Raw genomic sequence first — 22,445 nt, 5'->3', positions numbered from 1 at the left:
AGGCTGCTCCTACACAGATTTTGGGCGCAGCGCTATTGCACATGGGCCTGCAGCGCTTGCTGGTCGGCATGGTAGGAGGACCGCACCAGCGGCCCGGACGCCACGTTCTTGAAGCCCATCGCCAAGGCCCGTTCGGCAAACCAGGCGAAGGTGTCCGGGTGCACGAAGCGCTGCACCGGCAGGTGGCTGCGCGACGGTTGCAGGTATTGCCCCAGGGTCAGCATGTCGACCTGGTGCTCGCGCATGCGCTGCATCACCTCGATCACTTCTTCATCGGTTTCACCCAGGCCCAGCATCAGCCCGGATTTGGTCGGTACGCTGGGCACACGGCGTTTGAAATTCTCCAGCAGGTCCAGCGACCACTCGAAGTCCGAGCCCGGCCGTGCCGACTTGTACAGGCGCGGCACGGTTTCCAGGTTGTGGTTGAACACGTCCGGCGGCTCCTGCGCGGTGATGGCCAGGGCCACGTCCATGCGCCCGCGGTAGTCCGGCACCAGGGTTTCCAGCTTGACGCCCGGCGACAGCGTGCGGATTTCACGCAGGCAGTCGACGAAGTGCTGGGCGCCGCCGTCGCGCAAGTCATCGCGGTCCACCGAGGTGATCACCACGTACTTCAGGCGCAGGTCGGCAATGGCAATCGCCAGGTTTTTCGGTTCATCGGCATCCAGCGGTTTCGGCCGCCCGTGGCCGACGTCGCAGAATGGGCAACGGCGGGTGCAGATGTCACCCATGATCATGAAGGTCGCCGTGCCACCGGAGAAGCACTCGCCCAGGTTCGGGCATGAGGCTTCTTCGCAAACACTGTGCAGCTTGTGCTTGCGCAGCAGCGCCTTGACCCGTGCGACCTCGGGTGACGTGGCAATGCCCACGCGGATCCAGTCAGGTTTGCGCGGCACCTCCTCGGTGGGCAGGATCTTCACCGGGATGCGCGCCACCTTGTCGGCGCCGCGCAGTTTCACACCGGCTTGCAGGGGCTGCGGGCGCGTGGCGGCAGGCAGGGTCTGGTTCATGTTCATGCTCCGGCAATCAAGGCTTCAGCCACGGTAATAACGTTGTGCCACAAAGGGTGTGCGTACCACTTGCATCGGCACCCGCTTGCCACGCACCAGGGCGAAGACTTCGGTTTCCAACGCCGCGTGCGCACTGCGCACGTACCCCATCGCCAACGGCCCGCCCAGGCTGGGGCCGAAACCGCCGCTGGTGACACGGCCGACTTCCTGGTCGTTGGCATCGACGATCAGCGCCCCTTCGCGCACCGGTACACGCGCTTTGGGCATCAGGCCCACCCGTTTACTGGCCACGCCCTGGCGTTGCTGGGCAAAGAGGCGTTCGGCCCCCGGAAAACCGCCGGCCCGCACGCCCTCGGCACGTCGAGCCTTGGAGATGGCCCAGGTCAGGCTGGCCTCGATCGGAGTGCTGCGCGCGTCCATGTCATGGCCGTACAGGCACAGCCCGGCCTCCAGGCGCAACGAATCGCGGGCGCCCAGGCCGATGGCCTCGACCTCGGGCTCGGCCAGCAGCGTGCGGGCGAGCATTGCCGCCGCCTTGGCCGGCACCGAGATCTCGAAGCCATCCTCACCGGTATAACCCGAGCGGCTGACGTAGCAGTCAACACCCAGCAGCTTCACACGGGCGAACTGCATGAAGGTCATGGCGCCGACCTGGGACGCCAGGCGGCCCAGCACCTTGGCCGCCGCAGGCCCCTGCAGGGCCAGCAAGGCGTGGCTTTCGAACAGCGATTCGACCTCGCACTGCCCTTCCAGATGCTGCTTGAGGTGCAGCAGGTCCTGGTCCTTGCAGCCGGCGTTGACCACCAGCAACAGTTCGTCACCGCCCAGGTTGGCCACCATCAGGTCGTCAAGGATGCCGCCGTCGTCGTTGGTGAACAGCGCATAACGCTGCATGCCCACCGGCAGGTCGAGGATGTCGACCGGCACCAGCGCCTCCAATGCCTTGGCAGCGCCGGCGCCGCGCAGGCGAATCTGCCCCATGTGCGAAACGTCGAACAGGCCGGCCTGCTCGCGGGTATGCAGGTGCTCCTTGAGCACCCCCAGCGGGTATTGCACCGGCATCGCGTAGCCGGCAAAGGGCACCATGCGCGCGCCGAGTTTCAGGTGCAGGTCATGCAGTGGCGTTTGTTTGAGTTGTTCTGTGGACATGAACGATTCCCCGTAGTCGATTCAGGCGCGACAGACCGGATATTCTGCGCACAGCCTGGCCACCGACGCGGCCACCTGAGCCTCGACATCGGCATCGCCAAGGTGGTCGAGGATGTCGCAGACCCAGCCGGCCAGGGCCACGCATTCAGCCACCTTGAAGCCACGGGTGGTGACCGCCGGGGTGCCGATACGCAGGCCCGAGGTCACGAACGGCGACTGCGGGTCGTTGGGTACGGCATTCTTGTTGACGGTGATGTGCGCGCGGCCCAAAGCGGCGTCGGCGTCTTTACCGGTGAGGCCCTGGCGGATCAGGCTGACCAGGAACAGGTGGCTGTCAGTACCGCCGGAAACCACGTCGTAGCCGCGGTCGATGAACACCTGGGCCATGGCCTGGGCGTTTTCGATGACTTGTTGTTGGTAGGCCTTGAAGCTCGGCTCCAACGCTTCCTTGAAGCACACGGCCTTGGCGGCGATGACGTGCATCAGCGGGCCGCCCTGGGCGCCGGGGAACACAGCAGCGTTGAGCTTTTTCTCGATCTCTGGGTTGGACTTGGCCAGGATCAAACCACCACGTGGTCCGCGCAGGGTCTTGTGGGTGGTGGTGGTGACCACGTCGGCGAACGGGATCGGGTTCGGGTACAGGCCTGCGGCAACCAAGCCGGCAACGTGGGCCATGTCGACGAACAGCAGCGCACCGACCTTGTCGGCGATGGCGCGGAAGCGTGGGAAGTCGAGGGTCTTGGAGTAGGCCGAGAAGCCGGCGACGATCATTTTCGGCGTGTGCTCGACCGCCAGGCGCTCGACTTCGTCGTAGTCGATCAGGCCGGTCTTGGTGTCGATGCCGTATTGAACCGCGTTGTACAGCTTGCCCGAGGACGACACTTTAGCCCCGTGGGTCAGGTGGCCGCCGTGGGCCAGGCTCATGCCCAGGAGGGTGTCACCGGCCTGCAGCAGGGCCAGGTACACCGCGCCGTTGGCGGAAGAGCCGGAGTGCGGCTGGACGTTGGCGTAGTCAGCACCGAACAGCTGCTTGGCGCGCTCGATGGCCAACTGTTCAACCACATCGACGTGCTCACACCCCCCGTAGTAACGCTTGCCTGGGTAGCCTTCGGCGTACTTGTTGGTCAGCTCGGTGCCCTGGGCCTGCATCACTTGCGGGCTGGTGTAGTTTTCCGAGGCGATCAGCTCGATGTGGTCTTCCTGGCGTTGTACTTCACGGCTGATGGCCTCCTGCAGCGCAGGGTCGAAGTCGGACAGGGTGAGGCTTTTATGGAACATGTGGGTGCTTCCTTATTGTTGGGGGCAGGCAAGGCCCGGACGGGGTCCGGGCCTGGGCAGTCAGGCGTCCTGGTAGACCGACATGGGCGGGCAGGCACAAGCCAGGTTGCGGTCACCGTAGACGTTGTCCACGCGCCCCACTGGCGGCCAGTACTTGTTCTCGCGCAGCGTCTGCAACGGGTACACCGCCAGCTCCCGGCCGTAGCGATGGGGCCATTCGCCCACCAATTCACTGGCGGTGTGAGGGGCGTTTTTCAGCGGGTTGTCGAGCGCGTCGAAGGTGCCATTTTCCACGGCGCGGATTTCCTCGCGGATGCAGATCATCGCCTCGCAGAAGCGGTCCAGCTCTTCCTTGGACTCGCTCTCGGTCGGCTCGACCATCAGCGTGCCAGCCACCGGGAACGACATGGTCGGGGCATGGAAGCCGAAATCGATCAGGCGCTTGGCCACGTCCTCGACGCTGATGCCGCTGCTGTCCTTGAGCGGGCGCAGGTCGAGGATGCACTCGTGGGCGACCAGGCCGTTCTCGCCGGTGTACAGCACCGGGTAGTGCTCCTCCAGGCGCCGGGCAATGTAGTTGGCACTCAGAATCGCCAGCTGCGAGGCGCGCTTGAGCCCTTCGCCACCCATCATGCGGATGTACATCCAGGTAATCGGCAGGATGCTCGCACTGCCATAAGGCGCTGCGCAGACGGCACCTTGTTTATATTCCAAGTGCGCGTGGCCAGGCAGGAACGGCGCCAGGTGCGCCTTGACCCCGATCGGGCCGACACCGGGGCCGCCACCGCCGTGGGGGATGCAGAAGGTCTTGTGCAGGTTTAGGTGCGACACGTCGCCGCCGAACTTGCCCGGGGCGCAGAGGCCGACCATGGCGTTCATGTTGGCACCGTCCAGGTACACCTGGCCGCCGTGCGCATGGATGATGTCGCAGATGCGGGTGATGCCCTCTTCGAACACCCCGTGGGTCGAGGGGTAGGTGATCATCAGCGCGGCCAGTTGCGCCTGGTGCTGCTCGGCCTTGGCTTGCAGGTCGGCGACATCGACGTTGCCGCGCTCATCGCAATTGACCACCACCACGCGCAGGCCGGCCATCTGCGCCGTGGCCGGGTTGGTGCCGTGGGCGGACGACGGGATCAGGCAGACATCTCGGCCCGCTTCACCACGGCTGGCGTGGTAAGCGCGGATGGCCAGCAGGCCTGCGTATTCCCCTTGCGAGCCGGCGTTGGGCTGCAACGACATCGCGTCATAACCGGTGGCCTCGCAGAGCATGGCCTGCAATTCGTCCGTCAGTTGCCGATAGCCGAGCGACTGTTCGGCCGGGGCGAACGGGTGCAGGTTGGCGAACTCGGGCCAGGTGATCGGGATCATCTCGCTGGCGGCGTTGAGCTTCATGGTGCACGAGCCCAGCGCGATCATGGTGCGGTCCAGCGCCAGGTCCTTGTCGGCCAAGCTGCGCAGGTAGCGCATCAGTGCTGTTTCAGAATGGTAGCGGTTGAACACCGGGTGCTGCAGGAACGGGCTTTCGCGCAGCAGCTGCACCGGTAGGCAATCGCCACAGCCCTCTGCCAGGGCGACGAAGGCCGGAAGCGCCTGGCCCGGGGCGGCGAACACCTGCCACAAGGCCTCGACACTGGCCTGCTCGCAGGTTTCATCCAATGACAGGCCGACCCGCTGGGCGTCGATCGGGCGCAGGTTCAGGCCTGCCCCTTGGGCGGCGGCCAGCACATCGGCCGCAGGCCTGGCAGTGACCACGCTGACGGTATCGAAGAAGTGCGCTTGTTCCACTGCGTGCCCGAGCTGCAGCAGCCCTTGCACCAGCACTGCCGTTAACCGGTGCACACGCTGGGCGATCTGCGCCAGGCCTTGAGGGCCGTGGTACACCGCGTACATGCTGGCGATGTTGGCCAGCAGTACCTGCGCGGTGCAGATGTTGCTGGTCGCTTTCTCGCGGCGGATGTGTTGCTCGCGGGTCTGCATGGCCAGGCGCAGCGCCGGCTTGCCAAAACGGTCGATGGAGACACCGACCAGGCGGCCGGGCATGTCGCGTTTGAACGCATCGCGCGTGGCAAAGTACGCCGCGTGCGGGCCGCCAAAGCCCAGCGGCACGCCAAAGCGCTGGGCGCTGCCCAGCACCACGTCGGCATCGAACTCGCCCGGCGGGGTCAGCAGCGTCAGCGCCAGCAGGTCCGCGGCCACCGCCACCAAAGCGCCGACGGCATGGGCGCGTTGCACCAGGGCGCGGTGGTCGGCGATAGCGCCAGTGCTGGCCGGGTACTGCAGCAACAGGCCGAAGTAGGCCTCAAGGCCCTGGCCTTCCAGTGCCGCTTCATCACCGATGACCACCTCGATACCCAGCGGCTGGGCACGGGTGCGCAGCACGTCGAGGGTTTGCGGGTGGCAGTGGCGGGAGGCGAAAAAGGCCGGTGCCTTGCTCTTTGCCAGGCGCTTGCAGAAGGTCATGGCTTCGGCCGCAGCGGTGGCCTCGTCGAGCAAGGAGGCGTTGGCGATCTGCATGCCGGTAAGGTCGCAGACCAAGGTCTGGAAATTGAGCAACGCTTCCAGCCGGCCTTGGGAAATCTCTGGCTGATACGGCGTGTAGGCGGTGTACCAGGCTGGGTTTTCCAGCAGGTTGCGCAGGATCGGCGTCGGCGTGTGGCACGGGTAGTAGCCTTGCCCGATATGGTTGCGAAACAGCTGGTTCTTCGCGGCGATGGCCTTGAGCGCAGCCAGGGCCTGGGCCTCGCCCTGCCCTTTGCTCAGTTCAAGCACGCTGGTGCCTTTGATGCTGCCTGGGATGACGCTGTCGACCAGGGCTTGCAGGGAGCCATGGCCGGTCAGCGCCAGCATCGCCTCGATATCGTGCTCACGCGGGCCAATGTGGCGGGCGATGAACTCATTATCCGTGGTCAATGGAAACGGTGCGTTGTGCATGTCGATACCCTGGCTCAGGCGTTGTCAGCCAGGAAGCGGTCGTAGCCGTCCTGGTCCATCAAGGTGTCGAGGTCGGCGAGGTTGGCCACCTGGATACGGAAGAACCAGCCGTCCTGCATCGGCGAGGCATTGACCAGTTCCGGGTCGTCGGCCAGGGCCTGGTTGACCGCCACCACAGTACCGTTCAGGGGCATGCTGATGTTGCTGGCGGCCTTCACCGACTCCAGCACTGCGACTTCATTGCCCTCGCCGTACTCGCCCGGCTCTGGCAACTGCACGAACACCACGTCCCCCAGCGCCTCCTGGGCATAGGTGGTGATGCCGACAGTCAGTTCGCCAGTCGCTTCCAGACGCAGCCATTCGTGTTCGGGGGTAAAACGCAGCATGCTCATGGATCTTCCTCTCTTGTTATCAGGTAGGTCCCGGTACAGGACTGATAACTACAAGAGCAAGGGCGATGCCAACTTGATTAAATACTTTTATTTCAATGGCTTGAGATAAAACCGGCGCCAATCCAGTCGGTCCAGGCGGAACGAATAAGCTCCAGCGCATCGCCCCGGCAGGCCTGCGTGCCGGGGCGTGCCAATGAACGCGGGGACCTCGCCGAACTGGAGTGCAATCACTCCAGTGGAACGCATTGACACCAGGGTGCTACGCCCGGGTGGCAATGCCGTATTTGCGCAAGCGCTGGCCGATGGCCGTGTGCGACGTCTGCAAGCGTGCGGCCAGTTGCCGGGTCGAGGGATAGGTTGCATAGAGCTTTTCCAGCAGGGATTTTTCGAACCCCTGCACGGCCGCTTCCAGGCTGATGATTTCGTGTACGTCGGGCTGCTGGCTGCTCAAGGCGGTGCCGGCCAACTCCAGGTCGTCGCAGTCGATCACCTCCCCTTCGCTGATGGCCGCGGCGCGGAAAATCACGTTCTGCAACTGGCGCACGTTACCCGCCCAGCGGTTGCCCAGCAGCAGCGGATGGGTCGCCAGCGCCAACCGGCAGGGCGAGCGCTGTATCTGCGCGCAGGCCTGGCGCAGGAAGTACTCGGCCAGCAGCAGGATGTCCTTGCCTCGCTCGCGCAAGGGCGGCACCTTGAGGTTGAGTACATTGAGGCGATAGTACAGGTCTTCGCGAAAGCTACCTTCGACCACCATGCTTTCGAGGTTGCGGTGGGTGGCACAGACCACCCGCACATTCACCCGCACTTCACCGCCACCGCCGACGCGGCGGAAGCTGCCGTCATTGAGAAAGCGCAACAGCTTGGCCTGCAGGTAAGGCGACATCTCCCCCACTTCATCGAGAAACACCGTGCCGCCATCGCCCAGCTCCAGCAGGCCGGGCTTGCCGCCGCGCTGGGCGCCGGTGAATGCGCCAGCGGCGTAGCCGAACAGCTCGCTCTCGGCCAGGCTCTCGGGCAAGGCGGCGCAGTTGAGGGCCAGGAACGACGCATCGCGCCGGGCACTGAGGGCGTGGCAGGCGCGGGCGACCAACTCCTTGCCGGTGCCCGTCTCGCCCTGGATCAGCAGCGGCGCCTCAAGGCCTGCCACCTTGTGCAGCCGCACCTTGAGTTCCTTCAGCGCCGTGGAATCGCCCAGCAGCCCCTCCAGCCCTTCGGTGTGGTCGTGCAGCAACGACGCCAGGCGCTCGCCGATGCGGCTTGGCGGGTACAGGGTAAGCAGGCCGCCCACCAGAGCATCGGCACCGCCGCTGATGGGCGTGGCTTCCAGCAACAATGCCTGGCCCTGGAAGCCGACCTCGCACATGGGCAGGCGAAAGCCCTTGTCGATCAGGGTTTGGGCCAAGTCGGCCTCGGCAAACAGCCGCGACAACGGCTCGCCGGCCGGCTCGCGGCCAATGAGGTTGACCAGAGTGGGGTTGGCCAGCAGCACATGGCCGCCGGGGTCAACCGCCAGCACCGGGTCACTCATCGACGCCAGCAGGGCCTCCAGTTGCAGGCGCCGGCGGTGGCCAGGCAGGAAGTCGACCAACTCGACCGCCTCCACCCCTTCCACGCGCAACAGCGCACCGTAGAGCTCGTCCAGCACGGCCTGTGACAGCGCCGGGGCGTCGATGTAGACGTTGGGCGGGATCATTTCCACCGCGTCCAGGTTGAGGTTGCGCGCCCCTAGCAGCGCCAGGATTTCCTGGGTGATGCCGACGCGGTCGATGAAGGTGACGTGGATTCTCATCGTGATTCCCTGGTTGGCGAAACGACAACAGGGGGACGGCGCACCCGGCGCTGTCCCCCTGGTTAGAACGTGAAGGCGGCGGTTACTCCGCTTCGAGCGACAACGCGGCGTGCTCCTGTTTTTTCTGACGAATGGACCGGTAAGACAGGCCCAGCACGGCAAACCATACGGGCACGGCGAACAACGCCATGCGGGTGTCCGCCTCCAGGGCCAGCAGGCCGAGGATGAAAGCGAAGAACGCCAAGCAGACCCAGCACATGATCGTGCCGCCCGGCATCTTGTATTTCGACGCACGATGCAGGTGGTCACGCTGTTTGCGGTACGCCAGGTACGACAGCAGGATGATCGACCAGACGAACATGAACAGCAGGGCCGACACCGTGGTAATCAGCGTGAACGCGTCGAGCATGTTCGGCACCAGGTAGATCACCAGGGCGCCAGCGGTCAGGCAAATACAGGAGAAGATCAGGCCGTTGGAGGGCACTGCACGGCGTGACAACGCGCTGAACCGGCCCGGTGCATCACCCTCCACCGCCAGGCCATAGAGCATGCGGCTGGTCGAGAACACGCCACTGTTGGCCGAAGACGCCGCAGACGTCAGTACCACGAAGTTGATGATCCCCGCTGCAGCAGGCAGCCCGGCCAGCACGAACAGTTCGACGAAGGGGCTCTTGTTGGCCACCACTTCTCGCCACGGGGTCACGGCCATGATGGCAATCAGCGCCAACACGTAGAAGACGATGATGCGCAGCGGGATGGAGTTGATGGCCCGTGGCAGGTTGCGTTCCGGGTTCTTGGTTTCGGCCGCGGTGGTGCCGACCAGTTCGATGCCGACGAAGGCGAACACCGCGATCTGGAAGCCGGCGAAGAAGCCCATGGCGCCGTGGGGGAACATCCCGTCGTCGTTCCACAGGTTGGCCAGCGAGGCGACGTTACCGGTCGGCGATTGATAGGCTGCCGCCACCATGTACACCCCGGTGCAGACCAAGGCGCAGATGGCCACGATCTTGATCATGGCGAACCAGAACTCCAGTTCACCGAACATCTTCACCGTCATCAGATTGAGCGACAGCAACACACCGACGCAGGCCAGTGCCGGTAACCACAAGGGAATATCCGGGAACCAGAACTGCGAATAGGCGGCGATGGCAATAACGTCGGCAATACCGGTGACGATCCAGCAGAACCAGTAGGTCCACCCGGTAAAGAACCCCGCCCACGGGCCCAACAGGTCCGCCGAAAAATCGATGAATGACTTGTACTGCAAGTTGGACAACAACAGTTCGCCCATCGCCCGCATGACGAAAAACAGCATGAAGCCGATGATCATGTAAACGAAGATGATCGAAGGCCCAGCCAGGCTGATGGTCTTGCCAGAGCCCATGAACAGGCCCGTGCCAATGGCGCCGCCGATGGCGATCAACTGGATATGGCGGTTGGACAGGTTACGTTTGAGTTCGTGGGTGTCACCCTCAGGCGGACAGTGACCCTGCGGCAGGTTATTCATTGTTATTTACCTTGCTAGTTTAATTGTTTTTATAACGTCACAAGTTCAACTTTCTAACCGGACATGCGTTGCAACAGCCGGCCGAACGCAAGGGAAAGAGCAAGGACTATGCCAAAGGCTAGAGCCCTTTAAATACGGGGGTCTGTGTGGGTATTAACGTTTATTGCTGTAATGAAGCCACTCCAGGCGGTGGCGGTAAAGGCGCGGTGTACGACACCGAAGCGTCGTATACCGTGCCCTGCCCTGTGCTGTATCGATATCACTACAATGGAGCGCTATCAGTCCAGGTTTATCTGCTTCATCCGCCCCATGGCCAGCGCTGTACCTGTGGGAGCGGGTTTACCCGCGAAAAATCCGACGCGGTGTATGGCACCGGCTTCGCCGGTGTTCGCGGGTAAACTCGCTCCCACAGGGACCGCGTAGGCTCACCCACGCTTGATCACGCACGTACCTCGCGCCGCGGCGCGCGGCTGCGCTGTTGTTCTTCCCACCCATCCACCAAACCGACCGGCACATCGACCGGCGCCAGCGGCTCACGCCCGCGCACCAGGTCGGCGGCACGTTCGGCCAGCATGATGGTCGGCGCGTTGAGGTTGCCGTTGGGCTCGCTCGGGAACACCGACGAGTCGATCACTCGCAGCCCCTGCAGGCCATGCACACGCAGCGTCGAATCAACCACCGCCATGTCGTCCTCACCCATGCGGCAAGAACCGCAAGGGTGCATGGTGCTTTCCATATTGGCACGTACGAAGGCATCGATCTGCTCATCGGTCTGCACCTGCGGCCCAGGTGCCAGCTCCTCGCCGCGGAAGCGGTCCATGGCCGGCTGGGCGATGATCTCGCGGGTCAGGCGCACGCAGCGGCGGAAGCCCTCGCGGTCCTCCTCGCTTTGCAGGTAGTTGAAGCGGATTTCCGGGTGCTGGTAAGGGTCGGCCGACAGGGCCCGCACATGGCCGCGGCTCTTGGGTTTGTTCGGCCCGGTCAGCACCATGAAACCGTGGCCCTTGAACGGTTTGTCACCGTCGTAGCGCATGGCCGCCGGCAGGAAGTGGAACTGGATGTCCGGCCAACGCAGCCCCTTGGACGAGCGGATAAAACCACCCGCCTCGAAATGGTTGCTGGCGCCCAGGCCATCCTTGAACAGCAGCCAACGCAGGCCGATCATCGCCTTGCCCAGCAGGCTCATCTTGCCGTTGAGGGTCACTGGCTCCTTGCACGCGTACTGGATGTAGATTTCCGAGTGGTCCTGCAGGTTTTCGCCCACACCCGGCAGGTCGTGCAGCACCTTGATGCCGGCCTTTTTCAGCACTGCCTCTGGGCCGATACCCGAGCGCTGCAACAGGTGCGGCGAGCCGATCGGGCCGGACGATACCAATACCTCACGGTTGCAATGCACCGTGTGGGTCTGCCCGCCCTCGTCATACTCCACGCCCACTGCGCGCTTGCCGTCGAGCAGGATGCGCCGGGTCATGGCGTGGGTCACCACGGTCAGGTTCGGCCGGTTCATCGCCGGGCGCAGGTAGGCATTGGCGGTGGACCAGCGCACCCCGTCCTTCACAGTCATGTGCATGGCGCCGAAGCCTTCCTGCATGTAGCCATTGCAGTCGGCGGTCTTGATGTAGCCGGCCTCGGCGCCGGCCTCTACCCAGGCACCGTACAGCGGGTTCTGCATGTTGTTGCCGTTGTTGGTGGCCAGCGGCCCTGCGCCGCCGCGGTAGTCATCGCCACCAAACTTGAAATGCTCGGCGCGCTTGAAGTACGGCAGGCAGTTGCGGTAGCTCCAGTGCTTCGCGCCCAGGCTTTCCCATTCATCGAAGTCGCAGGCATGGCCACGGATGTATACCAGCCCGTTGATCGAGGACGATCCCCCCAGCACTTTGCCCCTCGGGCAGTGCAATCGGCGACCGTCCAGGTGGGCTTCGGCGGCGGTCTCGTAGCGCCAGTTGTACTTCTTGGTATTCATCGGCAACGAGAACGCACTGGGCATCTGGATGAGCACGCTGCGGTCACTGCCGCCGAACTCCAGCACCAGTACCGAGGTGCCGGCATCTTCGGTCAGGCGGTTGGCCAGGACGCAGCCGGCAGAGCCTGCGCCGATGATGATGTAGTCGTATCGTTTTTTCATTGTTCTAGTCCTGTACGCGAAGGCCTGCGGCCTCGATGTTGCGTTCATTGCCCTTGGGGTAGCCGCCCCAGCCCAGGCGTGTGGCCAGCAGGCGGGTCAGGCCGTAATGCACCAGCCCGGCCAGCAGGCAGGACGGCAGCGAGGCGGTGGCGAAGGTGAAGAAATCGGTATGGGCCAAGGTCTGCGGGTTGAACACCACCACGTAGATGGCAAACCCTGCCACCAGCGCCAGCAGCGCGATGGGGTTGAAGCCTTTGCAGAAGCGCAACGGCGAGCCACATTGCTCGGCATACAAATGGCGCAGGTTCAGGCGTTGCTTGCGCAGGAAGAAGTAATCGGCGATGCCGATGCCGGCCAGCGCACTGTTCAGCGCCGACGTCCACACCAAGAAGATGAAGAAGCCGTCGTAGATACCCGGGAGGCACACCACGATGATCACCGGGATGATGCAGAACAGCCCGATCAGCATCCCCCAGCCCAGGCTGCGCAACCGCTCCCCGGCCAATTGACGCAGGCCGATGACTGCTGTGTAGAGGATGTTGACCATGCCCGTCAGGTTGGCCAGCGCCAGGAAGCTCAGGGCGATCACGCCGAAGGTCATGCCGCCGGCCAGCCGCATCCAGGCGGTGGGGTCGCTGCTGCCCAGGGTAGTGGCGGCGAACAGGCTGACCGACTCACCCAGCGACGCGGCGCCGAAGATGCCCACCAGGTTGGGCCAAAACGCCGTACGCTGGTTGCTGCACAGGCGCGACAGGTTGCCGATGTAGGGCCACCAGGAGAACCCCGCAGCGATGTTGATTTCAACCGCGATCATGAAGTTGACGTGCGGATTTTCGAACGGCGGCTGCAAGGGCGGCATGGCCAGCAGTTCGCCGAAACTGTAGCGGCGGGAGATGAAATACATCAGCGCCAGCATGATCAGAATCAAGCTGGGCGCGATCACCGCGCTGAGGCGGCGGATCATGTCTGGCCCGCGCATGGCCACCAGCGCCGCCAGCACGATGGCCAGCAAGGCCCCGGCGGTCACCAGCCAGTCGTTGCTGTCGGGCTGGCTGTGCTGCACGAGGGTTTCCAGGTTGTCCAGCGCACGCCCGCACATCAGCCCCAGCACCGCCAGCCAACCCATGGTCAGGATCACCACCGAAAGGGTATAGACCAGCCGGCTGCCATTGAGGCCAAACATGCTGCGCAGGAAAGTGAACTGCTCGACGCCGTACTTGCCGCACGGCAGGCAGGTGGACGAGGCCGCGAGCACCACGCCGATGATGTTGCCGATGATGATCGCGGCAATGCCTTGCAAGGGCCCGACGAACAGCGCAGTGGCACCGCCGATCAAAAACACCCAGGTGGCCACCGCCAACGCCGAGTTGGCGTAGGCATAACCCCAGAAGCCCCAGACCCGCTCACCCGGCAGCAAGGGTGTATCGCCGCGTTCGGCGGCCAGGCGAAATTCCTGCTCTCTGGAGCGGCTCATGGCTGGCCCCCCAGGCAATACGCGCCCACCACCATGACCAGGGTCAGCACGGCCAGGGCAACAACATCCGCCGCGCTCAGCGCGCCGGGCCAGTGCGCCCTGCCCTCCAGTTCTTCATAGGCGCGCAGGCGCCGTTCCAGGTCTTGTGCACGCTCGGTATCCACTTGGCTGTTCATTGGCATCACCTCGACGGGTTCTTGTTCTTGAAATTCGATGCGTTCATGTGGCCCCGCGTCGCTCGCCAAACCAGGCGACGCGGGCCAGCCCTGTACCTCAGGGCAAGGTGATCCAGACCGCCTTGGTCTCCAGCAAAAACTCCAGTTGTTCAGCGCCCATGTCCTTGCCATAGCCCGATTGTTTGTAGCCACCAAACGGCATGGAGGGGTCCAGCGTGCTGTGGGCGTTGACGTAGACGGTGCCAGCGCGCAGGCGCGGGATCAGCCCGTGGACCTTGCCCAGGTCGTTGGAATAGATGGCCGCGGCCAAGCCGTATTCCGAATCGTTGGCCAGCGCCAGGGCCTGCTCCTGGTTATCGAAGGGTAAGGTCACCAGCACCGGGCCGAAGATCTCCTCGCGGACGATGCGCATGTCGTTGTTGCAGTGGGCGAAGATGGTCGGCTGCACGTAGAAGCCCGGGCCTTCGACCGGCTCGCCACCGTAGTACACCTGCGCACCTTCGGCCTTGCCCAGGGCGATGTATTCCAGTACCCGCTGCTGTTGCTGGCGCGACACCATGGGGCTGATGAAGCAGTCAGGGTCAAGGCCCGGGGCAATCTTCAGCGTGGCCGTATAGCGGGCCAGCGCTTCGAGGAAGGCTGGGTAGACGCTGCGCTCGACATAGGCACGGGTACCGGCATCACACACCTGCCCCGAGTTGAAGAACACACCGTTGGCGACCGCCTCGGCCGCCGCGTCAATGTCGGCATCGGCGAACACGATCACCGGCGACTTGCCGCCCAGTTCCAGGGTCAGGCGTTTCATCTGGTCCATCGCCGCCTTGCCCACCGAGCAGCCCACCGGGGTAGAGCCGGTGAAGCTCAGCTTGTCGATGCCTGGGTGGCTGGACATCGCCGTGCCCACCACGCTGCCGCGACCGGTGACGATGTTCAGCACACCGTCAGGGATGCCCGCCGCCTGCACCAGCTCGGCAAAGCGCAGGGCCGACAGCGACGTCAGCTCCGCCGGTTTTACCACCACGGTGCAGCCGGTCGCCAACGCCGCGCCGAGCTTCCAAGCCATGGTTTGCAGCGGGAAGTTCCAGGGCACGATGGCCCCCACCACGCCAACCGCTTCCTTGCGGGTGTAGGCCAGGTAGTTGCCCGGCAGCGAAGGCTCGACCGTGCGCCCATGAATCTTGCTGGCCCAGCCGGCGAAATAGCGCAGCGTATCGACGGTACCTTGGATATCCACCGCGCGGGCCTGGGCGACCGACTTGCCCATGTCGATCGACTCGATCTGCGCCAGCTCGTCGGCATTGTCTTCTATGAGGTCGGCCAGGCGATGAATCAGGCGCTCACGTTCCAGGGGCTTAAGCTGGCTCCAGGGGCCGCCATCGAATTGCGCACGGGCGGCACGCACCGCGCGGTCGAGGTCGTCCTGCGTGCCCATCGGGATGCGCGTCAGCACGCCCTCGGTGGACGGTTCGATGACCTCGGCGCTGGCGCCGTCACTGGCCTCGAGCCAGGCACCGCCAATGAACATGCGCTGGGGCTTGCAGAGAAAACGCTGGGTGGCCTCGGAAACGCCGAAGGCCTGCAGGTAGGCTTTTACCTTGTTGTCCACGGTACAGTCTCCGGATCAGCGGGCGTTGGCACGCGCGTGGAAGATGAAGCCGATGCTGTTCATCAGCAATTGCGCGGCCAGAATCGAGGTCACGCCTGCCGGGTCGTAGGCCGGGGCCACTTCCACCAGGTCCATGCCGACAATCCGCCCCTGGCTGCGCCGGGCCAACGCCTGGATGATCTCCAGTACTTCGTAGTAGAAGAATCCGCCATGGCTCGGGGTGCCGGTGCCTGGCGCGATGGACGGGTCGAAGCCATCGATGTCGATGGTGATGTAGTAGTCGCGGCCTTCGGGGATCTTTGCCAGCACACCTTCGCAGCCCAGGCGACGCACGTCGCGTACCGAGAGGATCTGCGAGCCGGCTTCGCGTGCGGCATCGTAGTCGTCGCGGTTGGAAGACGACACATTGCGGATGCCCATCTGGGTCATGCCGACGATGTGGTCCAGCTCCGAGGCGCGGCGCAAGGGGCTGCCATGGCCGTAGCGCACGCCATGGCGCTCGTCGACGAAGTCGAGGTGGGCATCGAAGTGCACGATGTGGATCGGCCCACGCCCTTCGAAGGCCTTGATGACTGGCGCATGGATCGAGTGGTCGCCGCCCAGCACGATCGGCATGGCACCCGCCGCGAGGATCTGGCGCACGGCCGACTCGATGTTGGCATTGCTGGTGGCCATGTCGGTGTGCACGATATCGGCGTCGCCGACATCGACCATGCGCAGCTGGTCATCGGTCAGGTAGGTGGCGTCATCTTCGAAGTCGTAGGCACCGGCGTGGCCGAACGAGAACAGGGTCGATGCCTCGCGGATGCCGCGCGGTCCAAACCGTGCGCCCGAGCGCCATTGGGTCCCCATGTCGTTGGGCGCGCCGAGGATCGCCACATCGGCGTCGATGGCATTCCAGTCGGTGCAGATGGGTGACTTGGCGAAGGTGCAATGCCCTACGAAGGGCAGGTTCAGGCGGCCGGATTCATAACCGTGCTTTGCCATGTTCGGGTTTCTCCACTTATTGTTCTGGTCAGGAGACGGGGCGACTGCTCGACCGCCGTTGCAGCCACTATGGCGGCAGGCCAACGCGGGAAAAATGCGCAAGTGCAGATGCATACATCGGCCAACCCGAAGTAATCGCCCGCTGCCATCGGCCAAGCGAAATGCCGGGTGTGCACCGGCAGTCATTTGCAGGTGCCGGGCATTGCAGTGATCACAGGGGCGTGGTTAGCTTGAAAAAAAACAATGGCCGGACGCTCATATCAGCCAGCGCGATGTGACGCACCGCCAGGAGGCCCCAGTGATCCAGCTCCACGACGTCGATCTGAAGCTCCTCAGGGTATTCACCACCATCGTCAGGTGCGGTGGCTTTTCTGCGGCGCAGGCCGCCCTCAACGCCGGCCAATCGACCATCAGCGAACAGATGACGCACCTGGAAACCCGCCTTGGGGTCAAGCTGTGCCAGCGCGGGCGCAGTGGCTTTCGCCTGACCGAACAGGGCGTGGCCATCCACGAAGCCACCTTGCGCCTGCTCAGCGCGGTGGAAAGCTTTTGCATGGATGCCGACGTGCTCAAGCAGCACATCAGCGGCAAGCTCAACCTGGGCATCATCGACTCCACCCTGACCGACACCGCCTCGCCTCTGCCGCGCACCACCCAGCGCTTTGTTTCACGCGGGCACGATGCCCACCTGCACATCTACATCGGCGCCCCGGCCGAGCTGGAAGAGCGTGTGCTGGACAGCCGGCTGCACCTGGCCATCGGCCATTTTCCGCTGCGCGTGCCGGGGCTTTCGTACCTGCCGCTGTACGACGAAGCCCTGGGGCTGTACTGCGGCCGACGCCATCCGTTGTACGCCAGCAAGGCGGCGAACGGCCGGTTGCTTGAAGAGGTTCGCCAGTGCCATATCGTGGTGCGCGGCTATATGCAGCAATATGACCTGGAGCAACTGGGCATCACCAAGGCCGCCGCGACCGTGGAGAACATCGAGGCGGCCGCGATCCTGATCATTTCCGGTGCCTATATCGGGTTTCTGCCGGTGCACTTCGCCGAGCAGTGGGTGAAGACCGGCGAAATGCGCCGGCTGGGCGCGAATACCCTGGACCTCACCTCGCCCTTCGACGTGATCACCCGGCGCGGGGTGTCACCACCGCCGATCCTGCGGGCGTTCCTCGAAGACCTGAACGCCTGCATGCACCAGGCCGGGGGCGTTTGAGCCCGCAGGCTCAGGTAATAACCCGGGCAACCTGCTCCGCGCGAACAAGCCCAGTCGTCGCCAGGCCCTGAAGCCTTGCCACCAGCACGGCGCGGGCGGTTGGCGAGGTGGCAGGGTCGATAATCCGATACTGGCGATCGCACCAGCCGCTGATCTCCTGTAGCCAGCCGGCCTGCAGGACGGGCTCGGCGTCCAGGCGCTGCAACAGGTAGGCCACTTGCTGCCAGCCAGACAACAGGTGGAGCACCGCCAAGCGACGCGGCGCCGTGCATTCATGCCAATGGCGGTCCAACCAGGCGCTTGCCTCGACATTGACGGTCGCCCAGGGCAGCTTGCCCAATTGCACGATGGTGGCGGCGAACACCTTGTCCGAAGGGTCGCCCAGCAGGCCGAACAGCTCACCCGCAGTGGCCTCCCCTGCCTGGTGCACCGCAGCAAAACGCACAGAGGGATAGCGCGATTGCAAGGCGGCCCTCCACCACGCGAGGGGGATTTCCACCTGCAGTTCTGCGCCAAGGCCGAGCACGCCCAGCCAATCGCGTTTTGCGGTGGGCATTTCACCGGCCAGGCGCGCCGCCAGCACCGCCGCAGCGTCAACCCCGTAGCGCGGCGCCTGCCAACGCGCAAGGCTGCGGATCGCGGACGATGCATCCAGCAAGACTTGGCGCAGTAACGGCTGCGGGTCATCCAGCAAGGGCAGCAATGCCCGCAGCACACAGACCCGTACCTTGGCAGCCGCGTGTGGCAAGGCGTGCACTAACAGCGGCACGGCTTGCGCAGCGGGGAGCGCCTGGCACGCAGCAACCGCTGCCAACCGAACGGTCAATTCGCGGTGGGCCAAGGCATCACGCAGCAGGGTTTCAGGCTCGGTGTCGGCTTCCAGCAAGCGCGCAAACAGAAAACGCGCTGTCTTGCCTTGCCGGGTCAGAAAATCAAGGTGGACCTCACACCGAACCTGCGTCCCCTGCAACACTGCACACACCTGTTCCAGGGTGGCAGCATGATCGACCCGCCGGCGCGCAGCCAGTGCCACGACTGATTCCAGGGCGCACAACAATGACGTCACATGGGCGCTTGTGAGGTAAGGCTGAATGCCCGCCTTGGCCAGTTCGCGAACCTGCGGCACCCAGTCATTCAACCGCTCGATCAGCGCCTGCAAGGCTTGCGGCGTTTGCTCGGCGCACAGCGCCCGTACCGCGACTTCTCGAACGAAGCCGTTGTCGTGATGGCTGAGGGTGATCCACGTATCGCCATCACGGGCAGACGCGATCAGTTCGAGGGCTTCATTACGCCGCTGCTCGGCCCAGGACCCTGCCGGTACCTGCCTTGCCTTCAGCCGACCCAACCAGTTGCTGATGGAGCTTACATTCATTCCCTTGTATTCCATGTGCGTGCAGTGTGGGCTTCAGACGCTATTCGAAGGCTCAGGTTTCACGGCAGCTGATTTCGGAGGCTGGTTCAATCTGCTTCTGCAGCCAGCTGCCCCTCGATCCAGTCGATAAATGCCCGCACGTGTGGTCGTTTCAACTGCTCTTTGCGGGCGACCAGGTAGTAGGCGAAACGTGAAGGCCAGGGCCGGTCCACGGCCACCACCAGGCTGCCATCACGCAGCCCTTCATCGGCATGTTGCGCCTGTACCAGGGCGATACCTTGACCACTCGCGGCCGCACTTAGCAACAGCAGCTCCTCGTCATAACTCGGCCCGCGTCGGCTGCGGCTGTCGGGCTCGAAGCCATGGGCCTGCAACCACAAGGTCCAATCGGCACGGTCGGCATCCTGCAGCAACGGGTATTGCAGGCAATCCTCAGGCGCATGCAGTGGCGGGCCGCTGGCGAGCAGTGCCGGGCTGCACACCGGCAACAGCACCGGCGCCAGCAAGGGTATCGACTGCAGCCCCGGGTAGTCGCCCAGGCCATGGCGCAGGGCGATGTCGACACGCTCGCGGTGCAAGTCGACCAACGCCGCCGTGGCCTCGACACGGACCTCGATGCCAGGGTTCAGTGTGCTAAAACTGGCCAGGCGCGGCACCAGCCAGCTAGAAGCGAAGGACGGTTGCGTGCTGATGGTCAGGGTGCTGGCGCGGGCCAGGGCTTCAAGGTCGAGCAGTGCGCGCTCGATGTCGCCGAAGCCACGTGATACGCCTGGGTACAGGCTCGCCCCAGCCTCGGTGAGTTGCACGCCATGACGGCTGCGGGTCAACAGAGTGACGCCTAGGCGGTCCTCCAGCAGGCGAATCTGCTGGCTGATGGCCCCAGGCGTAACCCCCATGCGCTCGGCGGCGGCTTTCAAGCTACCGAGGCGAGTGGTTTCGCTGAAGGCGCGCAAGGCAAGCAGTGGCAGGACGGCGCCCATTACATTCCTTAATTTAGAAAAACTAACGTTTAGGGTAGAAGCAATCGTTTTTGTATCTTTCTTAATCTGCATAGCATAGCGCTCAGGCCAAATAACTTGCGTTAGTTTTCCTGAGGTTACTCGATATGCCTGACCCTTCACTCGTCGCAGATATCGCGACCTTCGCCTGCCAGCCCCGGCCACCGGCCCATGAACGCCCACAACCCAGGAACAGCCATGAACGCTGAAACCGCCACCTGCGGCGCCAACGCCAACGCTTTCGCCCACCACCCCGGCTACCGGCGCATGTTTGCCCCAGATCACCTGACCCTGGGCATCTTCATGCCGCAGCGCTTTTATGACGGCGACCTGCAGGCCCTGGCCGGGCAGGCGCGGCTGGTCGGTGAAATCGACCGCCTGGGCTTTGCCGCAGCCTGGGTGCGCGATGTGCCGTTGTTTGACCCAGCCTTCGGTGATGCCGGTCAGGTATTCGACCCGTTCACCTATCTGGCTTACCTGGCCGCGCACACCCGGCAGATCGCCCTGGTGACCGGCAGCGCGATCTTTGCCTTGCGCCACCCGATCGACCTGGCCAAGGCCGCCACCACCGTTGATACCTTGTCGGGCGGGCGTTTAGTGCTGGGCATTGCTTCGGGCGACCGGCCCGTGGAGTTTCCGGCGTATGGCCTGGACCACGGCAGCCGCGGCGAGCGCTTTGCGCACAGCGTGGGCTACTTCCGCCAACTGTTGGCCGAGCACCCAGGGCCTATTCAGTCGCCGTTGGGCCAGCTCAGTAATGCCCGGCTGTTGCCCAGGCCTGTGTCAGGGCGCATCCCCCTGGTGGTGACCGGCTCGTCGCGCCAGACCCTGCAGTGGCTGGGCGAGCACGCGGATGGCTGGCTGACCTACCCCGACGCCACCCATAACATCTTGGGCCCACGCCGCCTGGCCGAAAAAATCCGTGCCTGGCGCGAAGCGATCCCGGGCGGGGGGTTCCGCCCGCACATGACCAACGAATGGATCGACCTGGACGATGACCCCAACTTTCCTCGTACGCCGCAGCAAGGCGGCTATGTGCTGCGCACTGGGCGCAACGGGCTGATCGACTTGCTTGGCGAGTGGCGCGAGGCTGGGGTCAATCATGCGGCCTTGGGCGTGCAGATGGCGCGGCGCCCGGCCCGGGAAATCATTCAAGAACTGGCCGAAGAGGTAGTGCCGCTGTTTCCGGCGCTGGCCGGGCCTGCACCGCAGTCGCAAGACTGGTAAAGCGTGCCAGGCATCGCAGATGCACAGGAGACGATATGGGGCTTGCCCGCGAAGCAGGCGCCGCGGTGGATGGCACGGGCTTCGCCGGTGTTCGCGGGCAAGCCCGCTCCCACCCGAACGGTGTAGCCGGCAAGGCTAGCGCCGCACCTGTGGGAGCAACTGTCTTTGAGGATTTTTTTGAAGTTGGCCCCCGCTAGGCATAGCTTCGCCAGCGATACCACGTAGCGCTGCCGCAATCACAAGTGTCGGGCACTGGATCTGATGAGGCCCCACATCCGCTCTGGTCAGCAGCGACTGTGTGGCAAATACCGCATGCCCCATGCGTGCCCCATCTCACGAATCCTGCCAGTCAGGGCGTTATCCGCAGCACGCTGCGGATGCACCGACTGCCTGATGGCGGTACTGCGATTGTATTGGCAGTGAGAACCTGGATCTTCCCTTCTGCGCGATAAGGACGCTGCATGCTCGTCAAGAAGGTCTACGCTTGCCGGCATGCTGTTGGCTTGAGCCGCGAGCACAGCCAACGGTCCTGTTACCGAGGAATGAGGCGGATAATGGACCGACGCCGGAGCAGTCGAGGTTGCTTAGTCTTGCGAACAGGCACGGGAGTTGCGAAAACTCGGTCCGCCTAAGCCTCTCCCGCTCCAGCTTCGAGTGACTGATCTGCTTAAGATAATGCGTGCAAAACAGCCGCAACCATGTGCTCTTCACTGCTTGTTCCGTCAACCCGCAACACTGCAGACTTCTGCTCTGCCAACCACGCCTCGTGCCACGCTCGGTTGCGCCCCGAGAAGTTAGGGTCGTCATACTGCGAGGCCCATTCGCGGAAGGCCGTGTGGATCCCGTGCATGTCGCCACCCGGTGCAATCCGATCGCCAAAGCGCTCTTTTTCACGCGCGGCCAGCCGTTCAAGGCGAATGGGCGTTGGGGTGACGACGAACACGGTCAGGTCGACGTGCGCAAGCAGCGCATCGCCCCACACCATGCAGGAACCGGTCAGTACCCAATCTTGGTCACCGAGCTGCTGCTGGATCACTTTCACGCGGTCAGGGACAGGCCGCTTGGTCGTGAAAGGTGGGTCGGTGGGCATCCAGTAAGCATCATCGACATCGACATGCCGCGCGCCAAGCACGGTCGCGAGGTTTTGACCCAAGGTGGTCACACCGGCACAGGAAGCACCCGTAATGTAGATTCGCAATTGTTCCTCCATG

Annotated in this window: 17 protein-coding genes; 2 read left to right on the top strand and 15 right to left on the bottom strand. The window is 64.0% G+C overall.

The window, feature by feature from the left end; translation table 11 throughout:
* Positions 1 to 32: 32 nt before the first annotated feature.
* From lipA to speB, 12 genes are all read right to left on the bottom strand, one after another.
* A complete protein-coding gene (lipA, locus tag MFF34_RS06475) occupies positions 33 to 1,010 on the bottom strand; it encodes a lipoyl synthase (protein WP_238211388.1) in 978 nt (325 codons plus the stop codon).
* Positions 1,011 to 1,034: 24 nt separating this feature from the next.
* Complete coding sequence (gcvT, locus tag MFF34_RS06470) at positions 1,035 to 2,159, bottom strand: glycine cleavage system aminomethyltransferase GcvT (RefSeq protein ID WP_238211378.1); 1,125 nt, start codon at positions 2,157 to 2,159, stop codon at positions 1,035 to 1,037.
* A 21-nt stretch (positions 2,160 to 2,180) separates the two neighbouring features.
* Complete coding sequence (glyA, locus tag MFF34_RS06465) at positions 2,181 to 3,437, bottom strand: serine hydroxymethyltransferase (protein ID WP_238211375.1); 1,257 nt, start codon at positions 3,435 to 3,437, stop codon at positions 2,181 to 2,183.
* A 60-nt stretch (positions 3,438 to 3,497) separates the two neighbouring features.
* The gene (gcvP, locus tag MFF34_RS06460) at positions 3,498 to 6,368 is read right to left on the bottom strand and encodes an aminomethyl-transferring glycine dehydrogenase (protein ID WP_238211372.1); all 2,871 of its coding nucleotides are present in this window, start codon (positions 6,366 to 6,368) and stop codon (positions 3,498 to 3,500) included.
* Between the two features lie 14 nt (positions 6,369 to 6,382).
* Entirely contained in the window at positions 6,383 to 6,760 is a 378-nt protein-coding gene (gcvH, locus tag MFF34_RS06455) for a glycine cleavage system protein GcvH (protein ID WP_027596340.1), read from the bottom strand.
* Between the two features lie 259 nt (positions 6,761 to 7,019).
* Complete coding sequence (locus tag MFF34_RS06450) at positions 7,020 to 8,549, bottom strand: sigma-54-dependent transcriptional regulator (protein WP_238211365.1); 1,530 nt, start codon at positions 8,547 to 8,549, stop codon at positions 7,020 to 7,022.
* A gap of 82 nt (positions 8,550 to 8,631) precedes the next feature.
* Positions 8,632 to 10,056, bottom strand: a complete 1,425-nt coding sequence (gene cycA / locus MFF34_RS06445; protein ID WP_238211363.1) for a D-serine/D-alanine/glycine transporter — start codon at positions 10,054 to 10,056, stop codon at positions 8,632 to 8,634.
* 439 nt (positions 10,057 to 10,495) lie between these two features.
* Positions 10,496 to 12,181, bottom strand: coding sequence for a choline dehydrogenase (betA, locus tag MFF34_RS06440; RefSeq protein WP_099429685.1), 1,686 nt, complete (start codon positions 12,179 to 12,181; stop codon positions 10,496 to 10,498).
* A gap of 4 nt (positions 12,182 to 12,185) precedes the next feature.
* Positions 12,186 to 13,655 carry a cytosine permease gene (locus tag MFF34_RS06435; protein WP_238211362.1) on the bottom strand — a complete coding sequence of 490 codons (1,470 nt, stop codon included), beginning with the start codon at positions 13,653 to 13,655 and terminating at the stop codon, positions 12,186 to 12,188.
* Positions 13,652 to 13,831: a hypothetical protein gene (locus tag MFF34_RS06430; RefSeq protein WP_027596335.1), complete on the bottom strand. Its 180-nt coding sequence runs from the start codon at positions 13,829 to 13,831 to the stop codon at positions 13,652 to 13,654. The genes MFF34_RS06435 and MFF34_RS06430 overlap by 4 nt, the downstream gene beginning before the upstream one ends.
* Before the next feature lie 97 nt (positions 13,832 to 13,928).
* Positions 13,929 to 15,437: an aldehyde dehydrogenase gene (locus MFF34_RS06425; RefSeq protein ID WP_238211359.1), complete on the bottom strand. Its 1,509-nt coding sequence runs from the start codon at positions 15,435 to 15,437 to the stop codon at positions 13,929 to 13,931.
* Between the two features lie 15 nt (positions 15,438 to 15,452).
* Entirely contained in the window at positions 15,453 to 16,424 is a 972-nt protein-coding gene (speB, locus tag MFF34_RS06420) for an agmatinase (protein ID WP_027596333.1), read from the bottom strand.
* A 298-nt stretch (positions 16,425 to 16,722) separates the two neighbouring features.
* Between speB and MFF34_RS06415 the strand changes: the two genes are divergently transcribed.
* Positions 16,723 to 17,637 (top strand): LysR family transcriptional regulator, encoded by a 915-nt coding sequence (locus tag MFF34_RS06415; protein ID WP_027596332.1) that lies wholly within the window; start codon positions 16,723 to 16,725, stop codon positions 17,635 to 17,637.
* A gap of 10 nt (positions 17,638 to 17,647) precedes the next feature.
* On the opposite strand, the gene MFF34_RS06410 is transcribed toward MFF34_RS06415, so the two are convergent.
* A complete protein-coding gene (locus MFF34_RS06410) occupies positions 17,648 to 19,009 on the bottom strand; it encodes a HEAT repeat domain-containing protein (protein WP_238211356.1) in 1,362 nt (453 codons plus the stop codon).
* Positions 19,010 to 19,095: 86 nt separating this feature from the next.
* On the bottom strand, positions 19,096 to 19,989 hold the full coding sequence (locus tag MFF34_RS06405; protein ID WP_238211347.1) for a LysR substrate-binding domain-containing protein: 894 nt from the start codon (positions 19,987 to 19,989) through the stop codon (positions 19,096 to 19,098).
* Positions 19,990 to 20,205: 216 nt separating this feature from the next.
* Here MFF34_RS06405 and MFF34_RS06400 point away from each other — a divergent pair, with 216 nt between their 5' ends.
* On the top strand, positions 20,206 to 21,234 hold the full coding sequence (locus MFF34_RS06400) for an LLM class oxidoreductase (RefSeq protein ID WP_238211345.1): 1,029 nt from the start codon (positions 20,206 to 20,208) through the stop codon (positions 21,232 to 21,234).
* A 667-nt stretch (positions 21,235 to 21,901) separates the two neighbouring features.
* Here the strand turns inward: MFF34_RS06400 and MFF34_RS06395 are convergent.
* Entirely contained in the window at positions 21,902 to 22,432 is a 531-nt protein-coding gene (locus tag MFF34_RS06395; protein WP_238211606.1) for an adenylate kinase, read from the bottom strand.
* Positions 22,433 to 22,445 lie beyond the last annotated feature (13 nt).

The sequence above is a fragment of the Pseudomonas sp. PAGU 2196 genome (genome assembly GCF_022179005.1).
GTDB lineage: Bacteria > Pseudomonadota > Gammaproteobacteria > Pseudomonadales > Pseudomonadaceae > Aquipseudomonas > Aquipseudomonas kermanshahensis.
The sequence above is the reverse complement of the archived record's forward strand: the minus strand, read 5'-3'. Positions and strand labels throughout refer to the sequence as shown.

Excerpts from the sequence above, each read along its gene's own strand:
- lipA (WP_238211388.1), bottom strand. The coding sequence starts at position 1,010 with ATGAACCAGACCCTGCCTGCCGCCACGCGCCCGCAGCCCCTGCAAGCC.
- gcvT (WP_238211378.1), bottom strand. The coding sequence starts at position 2,159 with ATGTCCACAGAACAACTCAAACAAACGCCACTGCATGACCTGCACCTG.
- glyA (WP_238211375.1), bottom strand. The coding sequence starts at position 3,437 with ATGTTCCATAAAAGCCTCACCCTGTCCGACTTCGACCCTGCGCTGCAG.
- gcvP (WP_238211372.1), bottom strand. The coding sequence starts at position 6,368 with ATGCACAACGCACCGTTTCCATTGACCACGGATAATGAGTTCATCGCC.
- gcvH (WP_027596340.1), bottom strand. The coding sequence starts at position 6,760 with ATGAGCATGCTGCGTTTTACCCCCGAACACGAATGGCTGCGTCTGGAA.
- MFF34_RS06450 (WP_238211365.1), bottom strand. The coding sequence starts at position 8,549 with ATGAGAATCCACGTCACCTTCATCGACCGCGTCGGCATCACCCAGGAA.
- cycA (WP_238211363.1), bottom strand. The coding sequence starts at position 10,056 with ATGAATAACCTGCCGCAGGGTCACTGTCCGCCTGAGGGTGACACCCAC.
- betA (WP_099429685.1), bottom strand. The coding sequence starts at position 12,181 with ATGAAAAAACGATACGACTACATCATCATCGGCGCAGGCTCTGCCGGC.
- MFF34_RS06435 (WP_238211362.1), bottom strand. The coding sequence starts at position 13,655 with ATGAGCCGCTCCAGAGAGCAGGAATTTCGCCTGGCCGCCGAACGCGGC.
- MFF34_RS06430 (WP_027596335.1), bottom strand. The coding sequence starts at position 13,831 with ATGAACAGCCAAGTGGATACCGAGCGTGCACAAGACCTGGAACGGCGC.
- speB (WP_027596333.1), bottom strand. The coding sequence starts at position 16,424 with ATGGCAAAGCACGGTTATGAATCCGGCCGCCTGAACCTGCCCTTCGTA.
- MFF34_RS06410 (WP_238211356.1), bottom strand. The coding sequence starts at position 19,009 with ATGAATGTAAGCTCCATCAGCAACTGGTTGGGTCGGCTGAAGGCAAGG.
- MFF34_RS06405 (WP_238211347.1), bottom strand. The coding sequence starts at position 19,989 with ATGGGCGCCGTCCTGCCACTGCTTGCCTTGCGCGCCTTCAGCGAAACC.
- MFF34_RS06400 (WP_238211345.1), top strand. The coding sequence starts at position 20,206 with ATGAACGCTGAAACCGCCACCTGCGGCGCCAACGCCAACGCTTTCGCC.